The organism is Clostridium guangxiense (assembly GCF_021043395.1).
Classification (GTDB): Bacteria; Bacillota; Clostridia; order Clostridiales; family Clostridiaceae; genus Clostridium_S; species Clostridium_S guangxiense.
This window is the reverse complement of sequence record NZ_JAJNKE010000032.1, coordinates 1-23625: the sequence shown is the minus strand read 5'-3', so window position 1 is coordinate 23625 and position 23625 is coordinate 1. Positions and strand designations below refer to the sequence as shown.

23 protein-coding genes, 1 riboswitch and 1 other annotated feature are annotated in these 23625 nt (G+C 30.8%); of the genes, 2 read left to right on the top strand and 21 right to left on the bottom strand.

The features are described 5' to 3' along the window. Nucleotides 1-270: 270 nt before the first annotated feature. From LQK79_RS15670 to LQK79_RS15640, 7 genes are all read right to left on the bottom strand, one after another. Complete coding sequence (locus tag LQK79_RS15670; RefSeq protein ID WP_053241845.1) at nucleotides 271-1179, bottom strand: PLP-dependent cysteine synthase family protein; 909 nt, start codon at nucleotides 1177-1179, stop codon at nucleotides 271-273. A 353-nt stretch (nucleotides 1180-1532) separates the two neighbouring features. After that, nucleotides 1533-2675 carry a trans-sulfuration enzyme family protein gene (locus LQK79_RS15665; RefSeq protein ID WP_231017146.1) on the bottom strand — a complete coding sequence of 381 codons (1143 nt, stop codon included), beginning with the start codon at nucleotides 2673-2675 and terminating at the stop codon, nucleotides 1533-1535. Nucleotides 2676-2731: 56 nt separating this feature from the next. After that, nucleotides 2732-3358, bottom strand: a complete 627-nt coding sequence (locus tag LQK79_RS15660; protein ID WP_053242464.1) for a class I SAM-dependent methyltransferase — start codon at nucleotides 3356-3358, stop codon at nucleotides 2732-2734. Nucleotides 3359-3763: 405 nt separating this feature from the next. Continuing rightward, a complete protein-coding gene (gene thiI, locus LQK79_RS15655) occupies nucleotides 3764-4909 on the bottom strand; it encodes a tRNA uracil 4-sulfurtransferase ThiI (protein ID WP_053242463.1) in 1146 nt (381 codons plus the stop codon). After that, on the bottom strand, nucleotides 4906-6042 hold the full coding sequence (locus tag LQK79_RS15650; RefSeq protein ID WP_269144180.1) for a cysteine desulfurase family protein: 1137 nt from the start codon (nucleotides 6040-6042) through the stop codon (nucleotides 4906-4908). The genes thiI and LQK79_RS15650 overlap by 4 nt, the downstream gene beginning before the upstream one ends. Before the next feature lie 179 nt (nucleotides 6043-6221). Further along, a complete protein-coding gene (locus tag LQK79_RS15645) occupies nucleotides 6222-7376 on the bottom strand; it encodes a pyridoxal phosphate-dependent aminotransferase (RefSeq protein ID WP_231017145.1) in 1155 nt (384 codons plus the stop codon). Between the two features lie 76 nt (nucleotides 7377-7452). Continuing rightward, a riboswitch (SAM riboswitch) is annotated at nucleotides 7453-7559 on the bottom strand. A gap of 96 nt (nucleotides 7560-7655) precedes the next feature. After that, nucleotides 7656-7937 (bottom strand): hypothetical protein, encoded by a 282-nt coding sequence (locus LQK79_RS15640; protein WP_053242462.1) that lies wholly within the window; start codon nucleotides 7935-7937, stop codon nucleotides 7656-7658. Between the two features lie 254 nt (nucleotides 7938-8191). On the opposite strand from LQK79_RS15640, the gene LQK79_RS15635 reads away from it, so the two are divergent. Next, complete coding sequence (locus LQK79_RS15635) at nucleotides 8192-8365, top strand: small, acid-soluble spore protein, alpha/beta type (protein ID WP_084757010.1); 174 nt, start codon at nucleotides 8192-8194, stop codon at nucleotides 8363-8365. Between the two features lie 50 nt (nucleotides 8366-8415). Here LQK79_RS15635 and gatB read toward each other — a convergent pair whose 3' ends face one another. From gatB to LQK79_RS15565, 14 genes are all read right to left on the bottom strand, one after another. Next, nucleotides 8416-9855: an Asp-tRNA(Asn)/Glu-tRNA(Gln) amidotransferase subunit GatB gene (gene gatB, locus LQK79_RS15630; protein WP_053242461.1), complete on the bottom strand. Its 1440-nt coding sequence runs from the start codon at nucleotides 9853-9855 to the stop codon at nucleotides 8416-8418. 2 nt (nucleotides 9856-9857) lie between these two features. Beyond that, nucleotides 9858-11297, bottom strand: coding sequence for an Asp-tRNA(Asn)/Glu-tRNA(Gln) amidotransferase subunit GatA (gene gatA / locus LQK79_RS15625; protein ID WP_053242460.1), 1440 nt, complete (start codon nucleotides 11295-11297; stop codon nucleotides 9858-9860). Nucleotides 11298-11310: 13 nt separating this feature from the next. Continuing rightward, nucleotides 11311-11604: an Asp-tRNA(Asn)/Glu-tRNA(Gln) amidotransferase subunit GatC gene (gatC, locus tag LQK79_RS15620; RefSeq protein WP_053242459.1), complete on the bottom strand. Its 294-nt coding sequence runs from the start codon at nucleotides 11602-11604 to the stop codon at nucleotides 11311-11313. Between the two features lie 205 nt (nucleotides 11605-11809). Beyond that, nucleotides 11810-13102 (bottom strand): aspartate--tRNA(Asn) ligase, encoded by a 1293-nt coding sequence (gene aspS, locus LQK79_RS15615; protein WP_053242458.1) that lies wholly within the window; start codon nucleotides 13100-13102, stop codon nucleotides 11810-11812. Between the two features lie 54 nt (nucleotides 13103-13156). Next, nucleotides 13157-13441, bottom strand: a binding site (T-box leader). A gap of 93 nt (nucleotides 13442-13534) precedes the next feature. After that, on the bottom strand, nucleotides 13535-14113 hold the full coding sequence (locus tag LQK79_RS15610; protein WP_053242457.1) for an undecaprenyl diphosphate synthase family protein: 579 nt from the start codon (nucleotides 14111-14113) through the stop codon (nucleotides 13535-13537). 274 nt (nucleotides 14114-14387) lie between these two features. After that, on the bottom strand, nucleotides 14388-15224 hold the full coding sequence (locus LQK79_RS15605; protein WP_231017144.1) for an Mrp/NBP35 family ATP-binding protein: 837 nt from the start codon (nucleotides 15222-15224) through the stop codon (nucleotides 14388-14390). A gap of 21 nt (nucleotides 15225-15245) precedes the next feature. After that, complete coding sequence (locus LQK79_RS15600; RefSeq protein WP_053242455.1) at nucleotides 15246-16085, bottom strand: hypothetical protein; 840 nt, start codon at nucleotides 16083-16085, stop codon at nucleotides 15246-15248. 88 nt (nucleotides 16086-16173) lie between these two features. Further along, complete coding sequence (locus LQK79_RS15595) at nucleotides 16174-16755, bottom strand: PsbP-related protein (RefSeq protein WP_053242454.1); 582 nt, start codon at nucleotides 16753-16755, stop codon at nucleotides 16174-16176. Nucleotides 16756-16776: 21 nt separating this feature from the next. Continuing rightward, nucleotides 16777-18189 (bottom strand): synaptonemal complex protein 1, encoded by a 1413-nt coding sequence (locus tag LQK79_RS15590; RefSeq protein WP_231017143.1) that lies wholly within the window; start codon nucleotides 18187-18189, stop codon nucleotides 16777-16779. Between the two features lie 437 nt (nucleotides 18190-18626). Then, on the bottom strand, nucleotides 18627-19475 hold the full coding sequence (gene rsmA / locus LQK79_RS15585; RefSeq protein ID WP_053242452.1) for a 16S rRNA (adenine(1518)-N(6)/adenine(1519)-N(6))-dimethyltransferase RsmA: 849 nt from the start codon (nucleotides 19473-19475) through the stop codon (nucleotides 18627-18629). Continuing rightward, nucleotides 19468-20019 carry a ribonuclease M5 gene (rnmV, locus tag LQK79_RS15580; protein WP_053242451.1) on the bottom strand — a complete coding sequence of 184 codons (552 nt, stop codon included), beginning with the start codon at nucleotides 20017-20019 and terminating at the stop codon, nucleotides 19468-19470. The genes rsmA and rnmV overlap by 8 nt, the downstream gene beginning before the upstream one ends. 171 nt (nucleotides 20020-20190) lie before the next feature. Next, on the bottom strand, nucleotides 20191-21240 hold the full coding sequence (locus LQK79_RS15575; RefSeq protein WP_053242450.1) for a G5 and 3D domain-containing protein: 1050 nt from the start codon (nucleotides 21238-21240) through the stop codon (nucleotides 20191-20193). A gap of 278 nt (nucleotides 21241-21518) precedes the next feature. Next, nucleotides 21519-22280, bottom strand: a complete 762-nt coding sequence (locus LQK79_RS15570; RefSeq protein WP_053243329.1) for a TatD family hydrolase — start codon at nucleotides 22278-22280, stop codon at nucleotides 21519-21521. A 370-nt stretch (nucleotides 22281-22650) separates the two neighbouring features. Further along, nucleotides 22651-23025: a desulfoferrodoxin gene (locus tag LQK79_RS15565; protein ID WP_231017142.1), complete on the bottom strand. Its 375-nt coding sequence runs from the start codon at nucleotides 23023-23025 to the stop codon at nucleotides 22651-22653. A 204-nt stretch (nucleotides 23026-23229) separates the two neighbouring features. Here LQK79_RS15565 and LQK79_RS15560 point away from each other — a divergent pair, with 204 nt between their 5' ends. Then, entirely contained in the window at nucleotides 23230-23427 is a 198-nt protein-coding gene (locus LQK79_RS15560; RefSeq protein ID WP_053242448.1) for a hypothetical protein, read from the top strand. The last annotated feature ends 198 nt before the right edge of the window (nucleotides 23428-23625 follow it).

Below are 23625 nucleotides of genomic sequence, written 5' to 3'. Positions count from 1 at the left end.
AAAAAGTACAGAGTACAGTTATAGATGATTTTACTCCATTTCATTACGTAAAATCTAAAAAATCAAATAAACTGTTATAATTATTGAATTGAAAATATATTTAGAGATTTTCAATAGCATAGCGGAGAAAAATCACCCTTCACTGTACTCTGTCATCTATACTTTGTACTCTTAATTTTCTAAATTATTTGTAAAACATTACGTATCATAAATTTAAAAATTTCATGTATCCTTAAAATTGAAGGAGGACTTTCAAATTATCATGCTTCTCTAAAATAATTCTTTACTAAAGTACCTGTCTCCTCTATCTGGAAATAGCGTCACTACATTACCTCCTGCTATTTTCTCAGTCAATTTTAAAGTTCCGGCCATAGCTGCACCAGAAGATGAACCAACAACAAGACCCTCTTTTATTCCTAAAGTCTTAACCATTTCAAAGGCTTCATTATCATTTACTTTTATAACTTCATCAACCAGCTTCATATCCATAGTATCAGGTATAAAATCATTTCCTATGCCCTCTATATTATAGCATAATTCTTTTCCACCTCCCATAGTTGAACCGACAGGATCTACTAATATACCCTTTATTTCCGGATTTTTTTCCTTTAGAAATTTAACTATACCAGTATAAGTGCCGCCACTTCCAGCTCCTGCCACAAAATAATCTATTTTACCATCTAATGCTTTATATATTTCCGGTCCTGTGGTTTCATAATGTGCAAGTGGATTTGCAGTATTCTCAAATTGCTTAAGTGCTATAGAGTTTGGTATTTCTTTTAAAAGCTCTTCAGCCTTTGCTACAGCACCAAGCATACCCTTTTCTCTTGAGGTATGAATAATTTCTGCTCCATAAAGCTTCATTATTTTTTGTTTTTCAATTGAAAACTTCAAAGGTACTACAAATATAACTCTATATCCTTTATTTAAAGCTGCCAGTGCAATGCCTATCCCTGTATTTCCTGCTGTAGCTTCTATTATTGTTCCGCCCTTTTTTAACTTTCCACTTTCTTCAGCTTTATTAATCATGTATACCCCTATTCTGTCCTTGACGCTTCCACCTGGATTAAAATTTTCAAGCTTAGCAAATACATTTACTCCCTCTTTAAATGGAATATTATTTATTTTTAAAATTGGAGTATTTCCAATAGAATCTTTAACATCATTTAAATAATTCATTTTTACATCCCCTAACTCTTATCTATAAATAACTGACAATTTAAAAATTGCAAAGTCCAAGTTTACCCCGACAAACTGGAATTTAACTCAGAGTACAAAGTACAGAGGACAGAGTACAGTGAAGGATGATTTTTCTCCGCTGTCGCTACAAAAAATCTTAAACTTAATGCACGCAAAGCGCTTAAAATATAGTGCTCAGCGTAGCTGACACTATTAAGTTCTAAGATTTACCTGAGAGAAACGAAAGGTAAATCCACCTTCACTGTACTCTGTACTTTGTACTCTGTGCTCTGAATCAGCTTCCAGTTTATCAGTATAAACTTGATATTATCAATTTCATCCTTTAAGCTTGTTTATCTAATGAGTTCAAAGGCCTTTTTTAAATCGTCTATTAAATCATTAACATTTTCTATTCCTATAGACAATCTTATAAGATTATCAACTATTCCAAGCTCCTGTCTTAAATCATATGGAAGTGCTGCATGTGTCATTGTAGCTGGATGGCATGCTAGGGATTCAACTCCTCCAAGGCTTTCACCTAGTGTTATAAGTTCTATACTCTTCATAAACTTTTTATAATCATATTTTTTATCTATTACAAAAGATAAAACTGCTCCTGCTCCCTTTGCCTGCTTATTTTGAAGTTCATATCCAGGGTGACTTTTCAATCCTGGGTAATATACTTTGTCTACCTCTTCTCTGTTTTCTAAAAATTCTGCAACTACTGTTGCATTTTGAATGTGTCTGTCCATTCTAACAGGTAGAGTCTTTATTCCTCTAATTAAAAGGAAACTGTCAAAGGGTTGAAGTATACCACCAGTTGAATTCTGTATAAAATGCATTTTCTCTGCTAGTTCTTCACTGTTAACTACCACAAGTCCAGCTATTAAATCGCTGTGACCTCCTAAATATTTTGTTGCACTGTGAAGAACAATATCCGCACCAAGGTTTAATGGCTTTTGAAGATATGGAGTCATAAAGGTGTTGTCAACCACTGTTAACAATCCATTTTTCTTTGCAATATCTGAAACAGCTTCTATATCTGTTATATCCATAAGTGGATTGGTTGGAGATTCTATAAAAATTGCTTTTACTTCTTTATCTATGCTTCCTTCAACATTTTTTATATCAGTCATATCTACCATTTTATATTTTATATTAAAGTTATTAAAAATTTTATCTAGTACTCTAAAAGTACCCCCATAAACATTGTTTGATATCAAAATCTTATCTCCACTTTTAAAGAGCATTATAACTGCTGTGATAGCAGCCATTCCAGAAGCAAATGCAAAGCCTTTCTTTCCCTCCTCAAGATCTGAAATAAGTTTTTCAAGTGCAGCTCTTGTAGGATTTCCAGTTCTCGAATATTCATAACCTTTGTTTACACCTATTTCTTCCTGCTTATAAGTTGATGTTTGGTATATAGGCACATTAACTGCTCCTGTCTCCTTATCTCCGTCAATTCCTCCATGTATTACTAGTGATTCAAATTTCATAATATCTCCTCCATTTTATATTTTTCATATTGTTTTACTAGGTTTTTATTTATAATTTAATATTTTTTACCCTGTGCTATAAATATTCCTGTTTCGGTAAACTCACCTTTGCTTGAGTAACCTGTACATTTAAGTCCACTACTTTCAACTTTTATTTCTTTTAAACTTGCTTTTTTCATAACATTTTTTATTTGTTCATGAGAAAAACCAAGCCAAACATCATGCATTTCTTCTCTAGCCCAAGTGCCATTATGCTGTTCTACGTCAGATATTATTAGCGTTCCCTTCTTTTTTAATATTCTGTGCATTTCTTTAACTGCTCTTTGTATATCTTCTATATGATGAAGTGCCATATTAATAAAAACTGCATCCACACTCTCATCATATAGTGGTAAATCATACATATCACCTTTCATTGGATATATATTTTTTATGCCTTTATTGAAAGTAGTTTTCTTTAATTCATGAAGCATATTTGTCGAATTATCCATTGAAAAAACTATGTTTGCTTTTTCTGAAAGACCAATCGATATAAAACCAGTACCACAACCTAAATCTGCACAAACTTTACCATCTATATTAATTTTAGAAATCACCTTGTTTCTTAGTTCATCTTTAAAATATTCTTTCCTTATTTTGTTCCAATCTTCTGCAATCCCATTAAAATAAGCTGCTGAATTCATAATTAAACACTCCTTATAAATAAATTCCAAAATAAAAACTCCCACCTCTATAATAAATATTATAGAGGCAGAAGTTATCTGCGGTTCCACTCTACTTGCTGCAAATAAAGAAATTAAATAAAATTTCCTTTTACAACACTCATAATCGAGTACATCATAATACCCTAACGCTTTATCGTGCGTACACGCCGTAGTTCACCATGTATAAAATACACTTCAACCCGGTACTCAAGGGTGCATTCAATTAAATTCTCCCAAAAATCCATTTCAGCCAATGTGGATTTATCTCTGATGTTATAAACCTAATTTACTATTCCCTATCATCGATTCGTCTTTAATAACATTTTATGCAAAAATAAAACTTACGTTCATCTTTATGAACATTATACAACTATATTTCAAATTTTACAACCTAATTATTTCTGTTTTTTCAATAGCTTCTTCAATTAACTTTTCTTTATCAAGAGCACTTTCAGATTTTTTTATCTGCTCTAAAATTGGTTTTGTCTTAGGATGCTTTGGTACAAATATAGTACAGCAATCCTCATATGGAAGTATAGATGTTTCATAAGTTCCGATCCTTCTTGAAATCTCCATAATATCTATTTTATCAAGTGCTATAAGTGGTCTAAATACAGGTCTATCAGCACAATCATTGCTCACTACGAGCCCCTGCATTGTTTGACTTGCAACCTGACCTATACTTTCTCCTGTAGCTACAGAATGAATTTCATTGTCTTTGGCTATTCTGCAAGCAATACTCATCATAAATCTTCTCATGATTATAGTGAGTTCGTCTTCTCTGCACTTTTCTATTATCTGCATCTGAATATCTGTAAAATTAACTACATATAAATTAGTTCTTCCAATATATCCAGTTAATATTTCTGCTAACTTTTTAACCTTATCTTTAGCTCTTTCACTTGTATATGGAGGACTATGGAAGTAAACACAATCAACCTCTACTCCACGTCTTGCCATCATATAACCTGCTACTGGAGAATCTATTCCACCGGAAAGCATAAGAAGTGTTTTCCCATTAGTACCATATGGCATTCCGTTAAGACCTTTTATAGGTTTTGAATAAATATAGGTATTATCCCTAACATCTATGTGAACCATACATTCTGGATTATGTATATCTACAGTTATATCCTGAAGGTTATCTAGAACATAAGCTCCAACCTCTCTATTTATCTCCATTGAATTATATGCGAATGTTTTGTTTGCTCTGTTAGTCTCTATTTTGAAAGTTTTAGCTCCGCTTTCCTTTACTTCTTCAAGTGCCTGTGCTTTTATAGCATCATAATCTGTTTCTATCTGTGATACCACACAAATTTCAGCGATTCCAAATACCTTCATTAATCTTTCTATAATTTCATCAACATTGCTGCCTTCTAAAAACCATCTTCCGGAATCATGAACAAAAGTATATTCCAAACCCTTTAATGATCTTTTCATATTGTCTCTTAACTTTTTTTCAAATTTCCCCTTATTTAAACCTTTTAGAAAAATTTCGGAGGCATATTTAACCATTATTAGCTTTTTCATTTTTTTATTCTCCTCAAAAACTTAAGTATTTTTTCTAAATTTTCTACTGCATAATCTATTTCTTCAATTGTATTTCTGGGAGAAAAACTAAATCTTAAAGCACCATCCATGTAGCAGTTTTCTATTCCCATTGCCGCTAAAACATGACTTATATGTTTTTTCTTTGATGAACATGCTGAGCCAGTAGATACATATATGTCTTTTTCTTCAAGTGCATGAACAAGTACTTCTCCTCTTACTCCATTGAAGGAAACATTAACTACATGTGGGAGAAAATCATCACCCAATCCGCAGTTAATTCTAATATCATCAATTTTAAAAATTTTGTCTATAAAATATTCTTTTAATTTCTTTACCTTAACATAATTTTCTTCCATATTTTGATGTATATTTTTTGCTGCATAAGCAAAAGCTGCAATAGCCGGAAGATTCTCTGTTCCTGCTCTTAAACCAAATTCCTGCCCCCCGCCCGCTATTAAAGGCTCTGGTACAAGTCCCTTTCTTACATAGGCAAAACCTATTCCTCTTGGTCCATATATCTTATGTGAACTCGTTGAAAGCAAATCTATCCCCATCTTTTTAGGATTTATCTTTAGCTTTCCATAGCTTTGTACTGCATCTACATGAAACTTTACTCTTGAACTTTTTGCTTTTATAGTCTTACTTATAGCTTTAATATCCTGAATAGTACCCGTTTCATTGTTAACATGCATAATGCTTACAAGAACAGTATCCTTTGTTATGCTATTTTCAAGATCTTGAAGTTTTATTTTTCCTTTATCATCCACATCTATATATGTAACCTTTACTCCCCATCTTTCAAGCTGAGCAAAAGTGTTTAAAACACTAGGGTGCTCTATTTTAGAAGTTATAATATGTAATCCTGGTTTTACAAAACCTTTTATTAAAAAATTATTGCATTCACTTCCACCAGAAGTAAATATAATTTCACTTTCTTCTGCCCCTATCGTATCTGCCAAAATTTTTCTTGATTCTATTAACTTATCCTCTGCCTTTTTACCTAAAGAGTGAAGTGATGACGGATTTCCATAATAATTATAAAAAACATCCTTCATTATTTCTGAAACTTCTTTAAGAGGCTCAGTAGTTGCACTATTATCAAAATATACCAAGTGCGAGTCCCTTCTTTCTTATAATTCATATTATGTAAATTTTTAAGTAAATCAGTTATTTGTTTTCATAAAATTCATAGAAGCATCGAGATTTTATGAGAACAAATGACAATTTACTAATAAAAATTATATAATTACCACAATAAATATAAATCAATAAAAATCAAATGTCAACTTCTTTATAGCGCCTTAATTTTTTTTAATCTTTTTATTGCTTCTATTAAAGTTTCATCTTTTTTAGCAAAGTGAAATCTAATGTAATTGTTCACATCCTCCTTAAAGAAACTTGACCCCGGTACTGCTGCTACCCCTACTTCCTTTGCAAGCCACTGACAGAATTTATAATCACTTTTTTCACCAAACTCTGATATATCGACTAAAACATAATACGCACCTTGAGGTTCAAAATATTTGAGTTTTGCTTCCTCTAAGCCATTTAAAAAAAGCTGTTTTTTTCTACCATAAATTTCAATCAATTCTTCATAGTAATCCTCTCCAAGACTAAGACCAGCACAGGCAGCTTTTTGAAGCGGTGCTGCTGCCCCTACCGTCAAGAAATCATGAACTTTTTTGCAGTTATCGACTATTTTCTTATCGGCTATAATATATCCAAGTCTCCACCCAGTTATAGAATAAGTTTTAGAAAGTGAACTACAGGATATAGTTCTTTCCTTCATTCCTGGAAGCGACGCTATATAGGTATGTTTATAAGGCTTATATACAATATGTTCATAAACCTCATCTGTTATTACAAAAGTATCATATTTTTTAGCCAGATCACTTATATATAAAAGCTCATCTCTTGTAAATACTTTTCCAACAGGGTTAGATGGATTACATAGTATTAAAGCTTTAGGTTTCTCCTCAAATGCTTTTTTTAAAACTTCTTTATCAAAATTAAATTTTGGTGGAATGAGTGGAATATATATAGGTTCTGCTCCACAAAGTATTGCATCTGCTCCATAGTTTTCATAAAATGGTGAGAATACAATAACCTTATCGCCTCTATCGCAAACAGACATCATAGCTACCATCATGGCTTCGGTACTTCCGCAGGTAACTACTATATTTTCATTGGGGTTTATTTCAATGCCCATATATTTTTCCTGCTTTTTTGCCAGCTTTTCTCTAAATTCATTTGACCCCCAGGTAATTTCATATTGATGAGGTCCATGACTTGCTGCTTCTTTAAGCGCTTCAGTTATAGCTTTTGGAGGCTCCCAATCTGGAAAACCTTGAGATAAATTAATAGCACCATAATCATTAGATATTCTTGTCATTTTTCTTATTACTGATTCTGTAAACCAATCAAGTTTATTGCTTAAATTAGGCATTTTATCATCTCCTATAAAAAAATAAAACCGCTTTTCAATAAGAAAAACAGTTTTTTAATTTCTAAAATGTACTTCTCTCTTATCTCTCAAATAAATTTGCAGGAATTAACACCATACATTCAAATGAAAAATGCTGGTTGTTGGGTTTCACAGGGCCAGTCCCTCCACCACTCTTGATAAGAAACAATATTAAGTTTTTTGACACGTTAATTCTTTTATTAAATTATATCATCCTTTTTATATATGCACCAGTTTAAATTATACTTTTTTATTAAAATATTATTTTTTAACTTCAGTATAATCAACATCTACTACATTGTCTTTATCATATCCAAAGCCTTTATCTTCACTTGAGAATTCCGATGTTACCTCATCTTTTTTACTAAATTCCATTTTCTTATTGCTTTTACTTTCAAACCATTTAGTTATTTTAAATACTCCCCAAATAGTTAAGCCCACCACTAAAATGACAGGAAGAATTTTAATAAACAATGTTATTGCTAAAAAAGCAATAATTAAACCTCCTATAGTACCTAATACTGTTTTATTTGAAAAACTCATTACAATCCACTCCTTATCATAAATGTAAATTTAGCCTTCTTTATTAACATTAAAAACATTATACCACAACATTCTTGTAAATGGTATAATATAACCTTTAAAAAAGTATTAATAATCTGTTAATACTAGAGATAAAGACCTAAAAGGTTAAAATATAAACACTAATAAAATTATTGCTTTTGGTTATAATATATTTTGTACAAATCCTTAAAATACTTTAATTTAAAATAAGAATATCATGGAGGTTCTTTTATATGGCTCACAAAGGTAATAAGAATAGTAAAGATAATAAAAAAGCTGGTCAAAAAACAAAAAGTGCACTAGAAAAAATGACTCAGGAATTGTCAGATGAAATTGGGCTAACATACGATAAATCAAAACGAAAAAGGAACAAAAACTCTAATACTAATAGTGATCCAAGAAGCTAAAAAGAAACACCCTCGTATTTTTATGAATATGAGGGTATTTCCTTTACATTTTATAAATTGCTAAGTTTTTTTTCTAATATTTCTTTAACCATAGGCGGATTTGCTTTTCCTTTACTTGCCTTCATAACCTGACCTACAAGATAGCCTATAGCTTGAACCTTACCTGCCTTATAATCCACAACAGATTTTTCATTATTTTTAAGTACCTCATCTACTAAGTTTTCGAGGGCACTACTGTCACTTATTTGTGATAATCCTTTTTCTTCAACTATAACTTTAGGCTCTTTAGAAGTCTTAAACATTTCTTCAAATACCTCTTTTGCAGCAGTATTACTTACTGCCTTGCCCTTAATCATATCAAAAAGCTCCTTCATACTTTCAGGAGATACAGGTATGTTCTTGGAATCTGTTTCTGTTTCTCTCATTAATCTAAGCATATCTCCAAGCATCCAGTTTGAAGTTGTTTTACTGTCTGCTCCCAAGGATACAACTTTTTCAAAATAATCGGATAATGCCTTATCTTCTACAAGTATTTCCACTTCTTTATCTGTAAGATTGTACTGATCTTTAAATCTTTTTGTTCTATCAACTGGAAGCTCTGGCATTTCTTCATTTACATTTTTAATTAATTCATCCTTTATAACTATAGGAATTATATCTGGTTCAGGGAAATATCTATAATCGTTAGCATCTTCCTTAGTTCTCATGGTTACAGTTTTTCCTTTTCCTGCATCCCATCTTCTTGTTTCTTGTTTTATTCTGAAGCCTTCTCCAAAATCATAAAGTTCCTTCTGACGTTTTTCCTCCTTTTCAAGGGCTTTTTGAAGTTCTTTAAAAGAGTTTATGTTTTTTATTTCAACCTTAGTGTTGTATTCTTCTTTTCCAAATTCTCTTAAGGATATGTTCGCATCACATCTCATTGAACCTTGATCCATACGACAATCCGATATATTTGCATACTGAAGTATTGCTCTTAATGTCTTCATAAACTCAACTGCTTCTTCTGGTGAACGCATATCTGGTTCAGAAACTATTTCTATAAGAGGAACTCCAACACGGTTATAGTCTATAAGTGAATAAGGTTCATATTCCATGTGAACAAGTTTGCCAGCATCCTCTTCTATGTGAATTCTATTAAGTCTTACTTTTCTCATTCCATCCTTTGTATGTATTTCTACATATCCGCTGCCGCATATAGGTAAATCAAATTGAGATATTTGATATGCCTTTGGAAGATCTGGATAAAAGTAATTTTTTCTATCCATCTTATTTAACTTATTTATTTTACAATTAAGTGCCTCTCCTGCTTTTACTGCAAGGTGAACAACTTCTTCATTTAAAACAGGAAGTGTTCCTGGAAGTCCCATGCATATTGGGCAAGTATGCTCATTAGGTTTAGCACCAAATTCTGTTGAGCAATTACAAAATATTTTTGTTTTTGTGCTTAATTCAGCATGTATTTCAAGACCTATGACGGTTTCGTAACTCATACCTATCTTTCCTCCTTTTCAAGTGCTCTTGCTGCTCTAAATATTTTCTTTTCTCCAAAATGAGGTCCTAAAAGCTGCAAACCTATTGGAAGCCCTTCTTTGCTTACGGCACAAGGCATTGATATCGCAGGAATTCCAGCAAGGTTTATATTTACTGTGTATATATCTGCAAGATACATCTCAAGAGGATCTGCTTTTTTCTCTCCTATTTTAAAAGGAAGTACAGGCGATACAGGGCTAAGTATAAGATCAAACTTTTCAAAAGCCTCTTTAAATTGAAGTTTTATTTTCTTTTTAAGTTTTAATGCTCTTTTATAATATGCATCATAGTAACCTGAGGAAAGAGCATAGGTACCAAGCATTATTCTTCTTTTAACTTCATCTCCAAAAGCCTCTGTTCTACTGCTTTCCATCAAATCATATACATCCTCAAAATCCTTTGGTCTGTATCCATATCTTATTCCATCAAATCTTGCAAGATTTGAACTTGCCTCTGCTGATGAAATTATATAATATGCAGAAAGCCCTTCTTCAGTTATTGGAAGACTCATTTCTGTAACTTCTGCACCTAAACTCTTTAATTTTTCTATAGTGCTTTCAACTGCTGCCTTTATTTCTGGATCAAGGCCCTCTCCAAAAAATTCTTTTGGCATTCCTATCTTCATACCTTTTATTCCATCATCAATTCCATCTAGGTAATCAACTTTAGCAAGACCTTTTACACTTGTATTGTCAAGCTGATCTTCTCCTGCAATAACATCTAAAAGCTCTGCGCAGTCCTTTACTGTCTTTCCAAATGGTCCTATTTGATCAAGGGAAGAACCAAATGCTATAAGTCCAAATCTTGAGACAAGCCCGTAAGTTGGCTTAAGGCCTACAACTCCGCAAAAAGCTGCTGGCTGTCTTATTGAACCACCTGTATCTGATCCCAAAGATATTGGAGCCATTTTAGCAGCAACTACAGCAGCAGAACCACCAGATGATCCACCAGGTACTCTTGTTATATCTCTTGGATTTTTAGTAACTTTGAAAGCTGAGTTTTCAGTAGAGGAACCCATTGCAAATTCGTCCATATTTGCTTTTCCTATTATTACTGCATCCTCTTCCTTTAATTTCTTTATTACTGTAGCATCGTATGGTGGAACAAAATCATAAAGCATTTTTGATGCGCAGGTAGTTTTTATTCCATCTGTACATATATTATCTTTTATAGCAATAGGAATACCAGCAAGCTTTCCTACTTTTTCTCCCTTTGCTATTTTTTCATCTACTATTTTCGCCTGCTTCACTGCATAGTCTTTACACAAGGTTATATATGCTTCTATTTCAGGTTCAGTTTTTTCTATATTATCAAAATAAGCTTTAACTATATCCTGTGACTTTAATTCTTTATTTAATATAGAAGCTTTTAATTCTTCTACAGTCATATCCAATATATCCATTTAAAAAGCCTCCTTATTCTATTATCTTTGGCACTTCAATAGCACCATCTCTTAAGGATTTTACATTTTGCATAAGTTTCTTTTTATCCTCAAAAACCGTAGGAACATCTTTTCTAAACTCAGTATTAACTTCATCAAATTCATTAACATCTATATCAGATAAATCAACTTTATCTATAGTTTCAAAATGTCCAAGTATAGCCTCAAATTCCTTTGCAAGCTTCTCTGCCTCTTCCTCTGTAAACTTGAGCTTTGCAAGTTTAGCAATATACTTAACTGTATCTAAATCTACATGCTTATCACTCAAAATAATCACTCCTCGTTTTTTGGTATAGTTATTTATTCTTTAAACAACTAATAGTTTTTAAAACTTATATGAAAATTGTTAAAAATCTTAGAAGTTTCAATTTGTCTGAGCTTAGCGAGTTATTGAAACTTCTTAGAGTTTTAATAATTTTGATATTTAGTTTTATACTTTTCATTTAATGTTTTAAAATAATATTATTTTACCTTTATGGTGTTATTCTCTTCATATCTCTTGGAAGAAGTGAAGCTTCTCTTATATTTTCAAGACCTAATATCTGCATTGTCATTCTTTCAAGTCCTATAGCAAATCCACCATGAGGAGGCATACCAAACTTAAAGTTTTCAGTGTAAAACTCAAATTCTTCAGCTTTAAAACCTTTTTTCTTTATATTTTCAACCAACATTTCATAATCATGTATTCTCTGACCACCAGTTGTTATTTCAAGTCCTTTATATATAAGGTCAAAACTCTTTGTTGCCCCCTCTATTTCAGGGTCAGGCATTGTGTACATAGGTCTCTTTGAAGCTGGATATTTTGTTAAGTATACAAAGTCGCTGCCATATGTCTTTTTAACATATTCTGAAAATAATCTTTCACCTTCAGCATTCAAATCACCTTTTGGAGATCTCTTTCCATATTCTTTATACACTATTTCTTGTGCTTCAGAAAGAGGTATTCTAGGTATTTTAACTTCATCTGGAAGCTCTATACCATACATTTCAAGTTCCCTCTTGCAGTTTTCTTTTAAATGCTTAAATAAATAATTCATAAATCCTTCTTCAAGATCCATTATTTCAGTTTCATCTTCTATAAAACCCATTTCAGCATCCAAACTTACATATTCATTTAAATGTCTATAAGTATTGTGAAGTTCAGCTCTATATGCATGACCAACCTCAAATACTTTTTCAAAGCCAACCCCAACCATCATTTGTTTATAAAACTGAGGACTCTGTGCTAAAAAAGCTCTGTGATCAAAATAATTAACAGTGAATAGTTCACTTCCCCCTTCAGTACCAGAAGCTAATATCTTAGGTGTATGAATTTCTGTGAACTTGTTTTCTCTTAAATATGCTCTAAAACATTCACATATTTCTTCTTGAATTTTAAAAACTGCCATTATTCTAGGTGCTCTTAAGCTCATATTTCTATGATCAAGTTGAACTTCAAGAGCTGCATTTATTTTTCTTCCATTTATATCAAAAGGTAACTTATCATAATAAGCCTTTCCTAAAATCTTAATTTCCTTTAGTTGAACTTCTATTCCGCCAGGTGCCTTCTCATTTTTGCTAAGTACACCAGAGGTTTCAACTGACATTTCGTTTCTTAGTCCTTCTAATTGTTCTTTAGTAGCAACAAGCTGCATAATTCCAGTTTTATCTCTTAGCTTAATAAAGTTTACATGACCAAGATCATATATTTTATGAATCCATCCTTTTAAAACTACTTCTTCTCCTTCTTTCATATCAAGTGCATCTTTAACGTACAATTTTTTCATGTTATAAAACCTCCATTTTTATGAAAAATAAAAATCCGCCCCTATACTAAAAAGTATAGGGGCGGATATATTCGCGGTGCCACCCTAATTAGCCGAAGCCATCTCAAACTCGGTACGGGTAAATTCTATAAATAAAAGTTGCTTTTAATAACTTTAAAACTTACCGATACTTATTCCTTTTAACGGTGGACAGCCGTTTAAGCCTACTTTCCAAATTTCAAAATTAGATTTGGGTTAACTACTCCAGGATGTTCTTCCAAATAACTATACTGCCGGTTTCTCAGCCCCCCGACTCTCTGAAAGTTTCGTTAAATGTACTCTTCCCTTCATCATCATTTTTGCATATATATGCGCTCATATTCAATAATATAAAATTATTATACACTTTATTAAAATTATAATCAATATAAAGTTTAATAATTTTTGCATATTTTAAGCTTTATTTGCTTCATATTTTATATTTTTACAACATTTATATCTTATTGCATTATAAATGTGTAATGGTTCAAAATTCATAAAGGATTGTTTTTCAATATAATAGTTTGATTTAATCGTCTGCAGTGGTAAAAACCTTTTAAGCTCTTTTTTTCCATTCCATACTACTATTAAATCTAAGCTGCTTACAAATTCAAACCTTTCATCATTGTAATTATTTTTATAGTTATAACTTGAAATTTTATTATCTATATCCCATATTATACTATAGTTTACTAAAACATTTACTTTTACTCCATCCCCCTTAGTTCTACCTTGAGCAAATTGAAGAAGTTCATTTGGAAAATATGCAGATTCCGTATTCCCTACTACAAGTAGCTTAGCTCCCTTTAGTATAAGTCCATATGCAATTTCATCATAAAAATTATTAATACCATAAAAAGTAACTTCATTTATGCCTATATTAGAACATATATCATATACTTTAAATATATTCCTCAATAATTTTTCCTTTAAATTTATTTCCTCCAAACAATTATCTATAACAATACCAACATGAGAAGGTATATTAAGCATTTTATCACTTCCTCATTTTTAAACTTATAAAATCCTCATCTAAAGTAAACACATATTATCAAAATAAGCTTAAAAATTTTCCATATAAATTTTGTCCCTTTGATATAAAATATATATTTATATCTTATTATGTGAATTTAAACATATATTTATTTATAAAAAACTTATGTTTGAAAAAATGTTTATCAAAATTTATATTCAAAGTCTATAAAAATAAAAACAGCAGATAATTTTGCACAAAAAACAAAATCATCTACTGTTCTTTTCCATAAAGCTATTTACATATTTTACTTATAAGTTCATCATAATCTTTATTATCACATATATATTTTTCTGCAGTGCCATTTTCAAGATTCTCTACAAGATCAAGATCTATAGGCATTTCAGATAAAAGTGGTAAATCTAAATATCTAGCTTGTTCCTCAGCTGATTTTTTACTGAAAACCTTCATTTTTTCACCACATTTTTCACATTTAATATATGACATATTTTCAACAACACCCAATATATTGACATTTAGTTTTTGAGCCATTACAACTACCTTTTTAACAATCATAGAAACCATATCCTGAGGTGTTGAAACTATAACCATACCATCCAAAGGAATTCCCTGCATAACAGTAAGTGCAACATCTCCAGTTCCAGGTGGCATATCAATAAGTAAATAATCGAGATCTCCCCACTCAGCATCAACGTACATTTGATTTAATACATTGTTTATTACAGGTCCTCTCCATATAACCGGCTGATCTTCACTTTCAATCATTAAATTTAAAGACATTACCTTTATTCCAAGTTCTGTTTCAGCAGGTATGAATTTTACCTCTTCGCTTCCCTCTTTTTGCACTATAAGATTTCTTTTATTGTTTATTCCCAGTATTCTTGGCATTGATGGTCCTGTTATATCTCCATCAAGTACTCCAACTTTATATCCGGCTTTGGCAAGTTTTACAGCGATTATACCCGTAATCGTAGATTTTCCAACGCCGCCTTTACCGCTTATTACTCCTATTATTTTTTTAAATTTACCGTATTTACATTCAATCTTGTTACAGCCTTTATCCTTTTTATTGCAATTCTTACTACTTGCACAATTATCACAATTACTCATAAGTTTTCCTCCTGATTATATTTAAAAATTTGCTGGCTGACTATCTGATATAGAAATAGTCCAGGAATATTTGCCTTTATCATACGAGCATACAGCATAATACACCTTTTGAATCATAGTCTTATTGTCATAAAAAGTTATTTTACATTTGTATGCATCAGTTTTATATCCTCGTGTTTCAACTTTTTCAACAATATCTGTAGATACTTTATCATCCTTTATTATGCTAGCATTACTTGGAAGCTTCTTTTTAAAATCTTCAATGTCTGTTGACAATATATACTTTAATGCATTTACATCATCTTTAAAGTTAATGCCTATAGTTTTATTTTTGTCCACTCCAGAACTCTCATATTGATTAAGTGCTTGCAAAATCATAGGATAATATACTTTATTAAAATTATTTGGAAGCCTTTTAGCATCTATATCTAGAAAGTCTTTTATTATATCATTATCTATTCTTCCAGAAACTATATATTTTTTCTTGTTATTATATAAGTTTCCACCATCCTTTTTATCAATGCCTGCTATATAATAAAAGCTATCGTATTTAACTTTATCGCTTTTATATAAATCGAATATGTAATCTGGATCTAATGTTGACTTTTGGGAAGCAATTTTAGCACTTGACAATATATCGTATATTTCATTTATCGTTTCTGGACTTGTAACTACAAATCTAAAACCCCTATCCCTTGTACTTTGTATTATTATTTTTCTTATCTTTCCTTGCTTCATATAATTAAAATCTTCATTTTTCAACCCCATTTTAACTTGAATTTTATCTACCTTCTCACATGCCGAAGTAGAGAAAATAAGCAATATAAGTATGAAAAAAGATACAAGCCTTTTTAACCTCAAATAAATTCCTCCTAAAACAAAATAGAAGAAGCCTTAACTTCTCCTATGATTATAATACTTAAAGTTTTTTTTATCAATAAAATTAATGTTAATAATTTAAGGTTTCCACTATAGCCTTAAACACAGATTTCATATTAGTGGTATAGCCTTTACTATTCGTATAAAATGAAAATCTTATAAATTTATTATCGTGTTCTATAAAGTACTCAATTGCTTTAAACCTTTTATTTTCTTTATTTATAAGCGTATATTCAATTATATAACCTTTTTCATTTTTTACTGATATTTCATTTATTGTATACTGCTCAATGTTATTTTGTTTTTCAGATACTTCTTTGCTTGTATTAAGAAAAGTTTTTAAATCCTGGCTTTTATTCCATACCTCTACAAATCCCCATACAGAGTTATCCGAAGCTCTAAAATCATTGTGATAAAGTATTTCATTTCCTCCAAACTTTTCAATGTTTGTCTTCCATTTAGCTGGGAGCATATAATTTATGTTTAAACTATTAACACTGTATTTCTTTAATTGTCCCATATTGCTTTGAATATACGCTGTAGATCTAATTCTACTGCTAAGATTACTTCCAACCCCAAACAAAACAAGCATAAGTCCTACTACAATTACGATTCCACCTAGTTTTCTCCCGTTTATAATTACAAACTTCATAATCTAATTCACCTCAGTATTTTATCTTTGAGGTACCAGTATCGCAGCATTTTTAAAATCATAGAACATAAGCCAGCATCCAGTATCGTCGTAATCTTCTTTACCTTTTTCAATTGGAACCCATGATACAAAGCCTGTTCTACCACCAAAAGGTTGATCAAACTTATTTTTAGTTCCTAATATTCCATACACAATGTATTTCATCTTTCCTTTATTATCATATTTATATCCCACAAAATAATATCCACTTTTCTGAATATATGGATAATATGCCATCATAGGATAATACAAAAGTGCATATTTGTTATAATCCCCCTTATGGTGTTTATGTTTTCTGTAATCCATTGGAATCCTATACCATCTACAACATCTTACATCTTCAAATATTTTTCCCAAATCTTCAAATTCATCTGCTAACTTTTTAAAGAATTCTCCCGTTTTACCAATCGGATAGTCTTCACTTCTATTTGCTATAGGAATTTCATCCTGAACAGTATTTTCTTCTTGTGGTTCATCATGAGAATAGCACGGACACTTATTTTCCTCTTTTTGAACCTTTATTTCACTTTTTTCAATTTTTACCTCATTATTATTTTCTCTATTTTCATCTTTTACTTCATTATTATTTTCTCTATTTTCATCTTTTACTTCATTAGAGTTTATGTTTTTATTTTCTTCACAAATATCTTTCTTGGTATTCTCTATGATCTCTTCATACTTATCAAATATGTTATCACTTTCTTTTTTATCAGACTGCTTCTCCACACTGTCTGGATCTTTTTCTATTTTTCTCTCAACCGCTATTTTAGGGTTAAACTTATTAGTTTTAACTTCCTGTACTTTAATTTCTTCTTTTTTTACTTCTTCTACTTTAACCTCTGGTATTTTAACCTCTTTAACCTCCTGCTTTTTTACTTCTTCTACCTTAACCTCTGGTTTTTTAACTTCCATTATTTTGGAATCTAATGTTTTTGCAAAACTATTATTAGTTTCTTTATTTTTTTCATCAATTAAAGGATAGGTTTTCCAAGAATCTGGAATATCTGTAGCATTAAAGCCGCTCATTAGCACAACCATATCGCTGCCATTAAACTGTGATATTGCAGCACCAATAACTTTATCTATAGATATTCCACTTTTTGCAACATCATTTTCATCATATTCTCTGGATATTTCTGACTTTCCATACTCATCAAGATTAAGTTCTCCTAATTTTATAAGTTTTTTTGTGTCTTTTTTATTGCACACAAGTATCATATGATAAGGCTTTGATGTGCTCTTCAAGTTTTGAACATAAAAAAACACTTTACATTTTCCATTTCTAGTTTCTATTTTAGTATAGCCTGTTGGAAGTTTATCTGAAGATATTCCGTGCCCTTTTTCATTTTCCTGAAGAATTATAAAACTTCTACTATAATTTCTTTTCTGGCTCAAATTACTTGTACCTCCATTAAATTTATACATTACTAATATATGAGGTACTTATCGTAAAAATGTACGAATATTTAAATAAGAGTAGAGAGTAAAGAGTAGAGAGTAGAGTGAAGGTTAATTTTCTGCTGACACAGAAAATTTTAAAACTTAATTGATAACGTTTTTACATTTTTACATAGTACAGTACAATAATTTATATATAATTGGATACACAAGTTAACATCTAAAATTCCGTAGGTACGGAGGAATTTTTTCCTTGTACTACCGTGGAGGCGAAATAATAGTGTTGAAGGAACGATTTAAAAAAACTCTAATAAATCTTGGTAGAAAAATCACAAAATACTTAGATGTTTCAATCTGCTTGAGCAACGCGAGTTATTGAAACATCTTAGGATTTTGTGATTTTTCCACCTTAGATTTATAGAGTTTTTTTAATGTTACGAAGCACTGTTATTGAGCTTATATATTTCATCTGCCAAGTGTCCAAACTCTTCTATTGAAAGCGTCTCTCCCCTTCTTTTGGGATCTATTCCGGCAAGTTCAAATATAGTTTTCATATCATCACTTGATATCTTAAAGGTTTTAAGCGCATTCCAAAGAGTTTTTCTCCTCATATTAAATGAATCCCTAACAACTCTAAAAAATATTTTTTCATCCCTTACTTTTACTCTAGGCTCAGAAAGTTTTTCTAATTTTATTACAGTTGAATCAATTTTAGGCTCAGGAACAAATGATGATGGCTTAACATTTCTTACAATACTAGTATTACAATAATATTGGACTAGTATAGTTAATGCACCATATTCCTTACAATTTGGCTTTGAATTAATTCTTTCTGCAACTTCTTTTTGAATCATTATTATAAGTGATTTAAAATTATATTTTTCATTTAAAATTCTTGAAATTATAGGCGTAGTCACATAATATGGCAAATTTGCTACAAGTTTAACTGATTTTTCTTCTCCTATTATTTCGTTAAAATCAACTTTTAGTGCATCTTTATTTATAAGTTGAAAATTTTCTTCTTCTCCGATTTCCTTTTTTATAATTGGTATCAAATCCGAATCTAATTCAATAGCACATACCTTTTTGGCTTTTTTTAGAAGCTCTTTTGTAAGTGTTCCAACACCTGGTCCTATTTCTATAACTAGGTCTTCTTTATTTATATCTGAGCTTTGAATTATATCTTCGAGTACACTTACATCTATTAAAAAGTTTTGTCCTAAACTTTTAGAAAACTTAAAACCATACTTTTTTACAATCTCTTTAGTGTCTAATCTATCCATTCTTAATCTCCTTATCAGCTTTTTCTACCGCCTTTGAAAGTTCTTTCTTTGAGACTCCAAAGTTATTTAATCTTGATAAGAACTGTGCTCCATTAGCATATCCTATACCAAGTTCTCTTCCAACTAAATCTCTTCTTTCCTTAGCATTTTTATCGGCAACAAGCTTAAAAAACATCATATCTTCTATATTAAAAATTTCATTTTTTTCTTCAACTTCACATTTAGCATTTAAAAGAGCATTCATTATTGCCTCTGGAGAAGCATTTTCCACACCTATGTCACCATCTTTAATTCCATCTTTTTGAGATATACGCGCATGTTTTACTCCTTTAACTCTTTTAGTTATTATCTTTCTTATTTTTTCACCGGCAAAATCTGGGTCTGTAAATACAATTACACCCTTTCTCTTTTGCGCTTCTCTTATTTTATCTATTACTTTAGAATTTATACCAAAACCACCTACTGAGATAATTTCAGCATCAACTGCTTTTTTTACTGCAGATATATCATCTCTTCCTTCAACAACAATTACTTCTTTTATCATAAAAATTAATACTCCTTTACCTTCAAATATAAGGATTTATTTAGTAAGTTTAGCTATATTTAAGAAAATATTGATATTTTACGTTATAATCCATTAATGACATAAACTTTTATGAGCATTTTCTTTAATATACCCAAGTATAAGTAAAAAAATTAGGAGCGTTAAAAGCTCCTAGTTTTTAAGTATATACACTTTAATGTTTCGTACACCCCAGTTATAACAATCTTTTTCACTTGAGAAGAATAAGTCCAACCTATTGCCTTTAATGGCACCGCCTGTATCCTCTGCAACCCCATAACCATAACCTGGAATATAAAGTTTTGAACCCAAAGGAATCACTCGCGGATCAACAGCTATCGAGCTGTAACCGTTTGTATCTCTCCTTACTCTTGAACCAGAGGCTGTTATACCAAACCCAAAATCATTTGTGTAAGCAGTTGCAACTACATCAATACTTTTTTCGTATAATACTCTTCCACCTCTATCAGGCTTTAAAACACCAAGAGTACCTATTTTTACAATCTGCTTTACAGGCTGCTTTATTAAATTTTCACTTACAATATTATTAGATACCTGAACGCCATCTTCATATACAATTTTTGTTGAAACTTCTTTTTGTCCAGCTTGCCCTTGCTGGATAATTTGCTTTTCATCATTTCCCATAGTGTTATCAGTTATAACTTCTGTTGCAAAACCGACTTCTTCATTATTTTTAACAATTTGAGAATTTACCCTTATAATGCATATTTTCATTTCTTTTTTCAACAGCGAATTCTTAGCCGGTTTAATTTTATCAATCTTGCTTAAAGTAATATGTTCCGCCTTTAACATATCCTGTATATTTTTTTCTGCGGATTTAATCTTAAGCACCTTTCCATCAACTGCAATATTAACATTTACAGCTCTTTTGATGGCTATTTTATCTCCGTCTCTTATATTCGTGTCCAAACTTGGTTGAACCTTGTCTTTTGGCCCTACTAGTATGTTATTGTTTTCTAAGGCTTCTTTTTCATTGCTTCTATAAGTAACAATTTGCTTGCTTTTACCATCAATCTTAACAGTTAATGTTTTTCGCATTGAAAAGCCAACTGCTGTAACAGCCAATGAAATTATTACTAAAAAGCCTATAAACGACAAAAGTACCCTAGTAGCATTTGAAAAGCTATTATTAAAGCGTAAACCTAGCTTATTTCTAACAATGCTTTTCATCTTTTCTAACATAGTAATACCTCCCCCCAAAGGCAAAAGTCTTTAACATTATAACCCCAATATTGGAAAAATGTCAAATTTAATGCCACAATTAAATTTCTACACCCGGTAAAAATGCATGATATGCATAAAATAAATAAAAGTATAATAGCGTATAAAACTTAACCGGTATCCAATTTAATAGAGAGGACTGTATATAATTTTATATGTCACCTTTATAGGTATATGCTTTGTAATGAAATTTTAGAATAAATTGTTTTAAATAATTATGTTCTCATTTTACATCAATTTTATAACTTTAGCAAGTCTTTAACATTTTGTATTGTTTTCTCACTTACATTTATTGGTAAGATGCTCTTTATATCTGCTATTTTCTTTATTATATCTTCTATATATTCAGATCTATTTCTTTTCCCTCTATTAGGTTCTGGTGCCATATATGGACAATCAGTTTCAACAAGCATTCTATCCATAGGTACCTCTTTAACAACTTCCACCACCTTTTTAGCGTTCTTAAAGGTAACAACACCAGTAAATCCTAAATAATACCCAAGTTTTAAACACTCTTTTGCAAATTCAACGCTTCCTGAAAAACAATGAATTTCTCCTTTTACATCTGGAAACTGCTTTATTATTTCAAGAGTATCACCATGTGCCTCTCTGTCATGTATTATAACTGGTTTTTTTAATTCTCTAGCAAGTTCCATTTGTTTTATAAATGCTTCTTTTTGAATTTCTTTAGGTGGATTTTCTTTATAGTAATAATCCAAGCCTATTTCACCAATAGCTTTAACTTTTGGATTTTTTGCAAGTTCTTTTATTTTATTTATAAGTTCTTCATTTACAGTATCAGCATATTCTGGATGGACACCAACTGCTGCATAAAAGAAATCATATTTATCTGCAAGCCCAACAGATTGTATCGATCCCTCTAAAGAGTCTCCACAATTCAAAACTCCAACAATTCCGTCTTTTTTTAATTCATCAATTACCTCATCTCTATCTCCATCAAATGCTTCATCGTTATAATGAGCATGTGCATCAAATATCATCATTTTTATTCCCCATTTCATATTTTGTATATGTATAATAAAATCACTGTAACCATGTCTAAATGTTTTACCTAAACAGATTAATACCTAACCCAATTTATTTTTAGGTGATATACTATAAAAATTTAATAAACTATATAAATTCTTACCCAAAATTCTGTAGGCACAGAGGAATTTTTTCCTTGTACTACCGTGGGAGTGAAGGAACAATTTCAAAAAATTCTAATAAACCTTGGCGAAAAAATCATAAAATACTTAGAGATTTCAATCTGTTTGATTGCTAGCGAGTATAAACATACGCGGGGTTTGGGCTATACGCCCAAACCCCGCGTATGTTTATGTGACGAAGCATTGTTACTTTGCATTTGCATTATTTTTTCCACAAACCATGTACATTGCAATATTCCCTTGCATATAAAACTTCTTCGTCAATTTTAAATTCTGCCTGTGGTTTTTCACCAGGTTTTAGATATTTTCTATATACTTTATTTTCAGTATGAATTTCTATCCATTCAATATGATGTTCTTCAAGCATAGGATGCTCAACTTCTCCAACCTTAACCAAAACACCACCTTCTATTTTTTCAATAACAGGAACGTGTTTTTCAACAGCAGCATCTACTGTATTTTCAGAAACAAGCATCATAGGCTTTCCACAACAAACAAGAGTTCCTCCAGCTTTATGAAGGACTTCAATCATATTACCACATATAGGGCATTTATAAATTTGTTTAAATTCTGTCATTGTATCCCTCCTAAATATTTTATTTATATAAATTATACCAAAACCATAAGCTTTTTTCATTAAAATCCAAAACTTTGTACAATTTCACTTTTTATTTTGAATTAATCCACATAAACTACAAACACTATGATTAATAGATATTATTATATGCATAAAAAATTCACTTTAAACATTATTTATCTTATTATACGAGGAGTGATAATGATGTCAAGCAAAACGAAAATTTCCTATGGTCCAAATGAAAGAGATTATCTTGAACAGAATGCAAAAATAATAAAGTCATATTCAAAACATGATTACACTAAGCTTCCAGATCCAGTTAGGGATCCAATAGTATCAAATAATATCTCCAATGCAGAATTTGATTACACCTACAATGAAGGAAAAGATATAAAGGAATAGTATCTCAAAATATTAAATGGGGCTGTTGCACTAAATATATTCGGTCATAATTTAGAAATATTGCGAAGTAATAACTAATTTTTTTCGCCTAAAAAGAAGGCGAAAAAGCTAAGGGTGAAGTGTTTTAACTTGCTCTGCTCGCTAAAAGGTGAACTTTTTTACCTTCAGTAAAAAGTTAATGATGATTTTCTTCCGTTT